This window comes from Streptococcus pseudopneumoniae ATCC BAA-960 = CCUG 49455 (assembly GCF_002087075.1).
GTDB classification, from domain to species: Bacteria; Bacillota; Bacilli; order Lactobacillales; family Streptococcaceae; genus Streptococcus; species Streptococcus pseudopneumoniae.
In genome coordinates this window covers 1-1,979 of sequence record NZ_MWSM01000064.1, presented here as the reverse complement: position 1 = coordinate 1,979, position 1,979 = coordinate 1, and the positions used below count along the sequence as shown (strand labels likewise).

1 protein-coding gene is annotated in these 1,979 nt (G+C 39.0%); it reads right to left on the bottom strand.

Annotated elements, in window-relative coordinates; translation table 11 throughout:
- Positions 1-132 precede the first annotated feature (132 nt).
- Complete coding sequence (locus B4W83_RS11520; protein WP_000874118.1) at positions 133-1,860, bottom strand: IS1634 family transposase; 1,728 nt, start codon at positions 1,858-1,860, stop codon at positions 133-135.
- Positions 1,861-1,979 lie beyond the last annotated feature (119 nt).

The window sequence follows — 1,979 nt, the reverse complement described above, 5'->3', positions numbered from 1 at the left end:
GCTAATCGCTTATTTGAAATTTTTCCCCTCTGTTGGATAGTCCCGTCTATCTATGTTATAATCCCGACTTTATCACTTAAAAAATACAAAAGGGCAGCTACCCCCTTGCGCGACAAGGGATTTCGCTGTTCTTTAATCTCGTTTAGGTGTTGTATATGGAGCTTTGGCGTAATTTTTGAGTTCTTCAAACTTCACGAACCCTTTGTTCCATTCCATGCCCAATAATCTATTTAGTAGCTGCATATCTGGACTTTCTTGTAGTCTATAGTAATTATCTTGTAACCTAGTTGCTTTGGCACTGTTGAGAGCATTAGCGATTCTCCTTGGACTCATCTTCCAATTAATTTGATGTTGGAGGAGTCGAAGATGAATTAAAGCGATAAAACAAGTCAAAAAATGTGCCTGTATATGATTTTCTGTCCATACATAAACAGGTCTACTTTCAAGCTCTGTCTTCGTGATGCGGAAGCAATCCTCAATCTTAGCTAACTCTTTATAAGCCTCCAACATCTCTTCATCTGTCATTCCAACTTCACTTGTTACAAGAACATTCACACCATCAAACTGAGCATCAAAATCAACCTGCTCATGGTCAATGGTAACAAGTGGGGAAAAAGGCTTTAGTTCCCCTGTTTTTTCATCCAGATAGTGGAGGTCTAGATATTTCTTGCCTCCTTTTTTACTGGTCTGTCGAAAGAGTTCCGCATTGGTTAGTTGGCTGGCATATTCTAAAGCACCTTCCCGACGAATCCGTTCTCGATCAGCGTATTTCTTAGACCAAGTAATCAGAACTTTCTCTTTGACAAGTGGAGAATCCTTCTTCGTTCCCAGCTTGCGTTCACGTAGATAGGACTTCTTTGCGAAGGTCAACTCCTTATTAAATTGCCAATCGTTTGGATTTAGAATTTGTGTTTGTAGCTCCTTTGAGGCGCCACGCCGTCCACGATGCTTCTGGGAGAAGAGCCATCCATCTTTTTGATGAATCATCTCAGAAATATTGTAAGAGCTATTCATAGCCTTATCGGCCACCACCACAATACGCTCAATTCCAAACTGTTTTTTAACTTCCTCAACAGCTGGAAGATAGGTAATAGGATCTGTTTGATTTCCTCTAAATAACTTATAACTGATGGGAATTCCATTCGTATCCATAAATAATCCTAATTGGACAATGGGTTTGGGACGATGTTCCTTACTAGGACCTCGCCTTCTTAGTCCTTCTTTTAGAATTTCACCATCAACTGAAACAACCGTCTCATCGGGGATATCTGTTTCAAAGTAGTAGTTCGTTACATCGTAGAAAACTAAACGTGCTTCACGCTTGGTCATGCGACTCACTTCTTTATGAAGATGAAGCAGAAGTTTTTCTTTCAAGGTATCCAACTTATCTAACGAACGATAAATAGCGTTGAGGCTTATTTCCCAATGACCAAATAAGTTTACTTGAGAAGCATAAGTAGATAACTTACTATCTGGATTGAGGACTCTCTGAAAAACTAATAGTTTTAAAACTTGAGCCAAATCGTACTCTGATTTCGATTTCACTGTCTTTAGAAACTCGGTTAGTTTTAACTCTTCAAACAGGTTATCCAAGACCATCCAACCATAGGACTGATCCACCTCATTCATAGGAGCCAGTAGGTCATAGCTTACTTGAAAGAATTGAGGTTCTGTTAGTAGACCTTCCTTTGCCTCACGTTTCAAACGTTCTAAGATATCAGGTTCCTCTACCTCTAGTTCATCTAAGAGACCATATTTTTTCAAAATACGCTGTCTGACTTTTCCATCTTTTCGATATCCCTCCACAAGATAGACATGAGTACGCCCTTCTTTGTTGGTTGTTGTTTTAATAAATGCCATACTCTATTATAGCATACATAATTATATACAACAAACAAAAAAGTTGAAAAATAGTCGGAAAATCCAGATGTACCAAGGGATTAAGTAAGGTCGGCGGAGAATTAAGTGATAAAGTCGGG

Excerpts from the sequence above, each read along its gene's own strand:
- B4W83_RS11520 (WP_000874118.1), bottom strand. The coding sequence starts at position 1,860 with ATGGCATTTATTAAAACAACAACCAACAAAGAAGGGCGTACTCATGTC.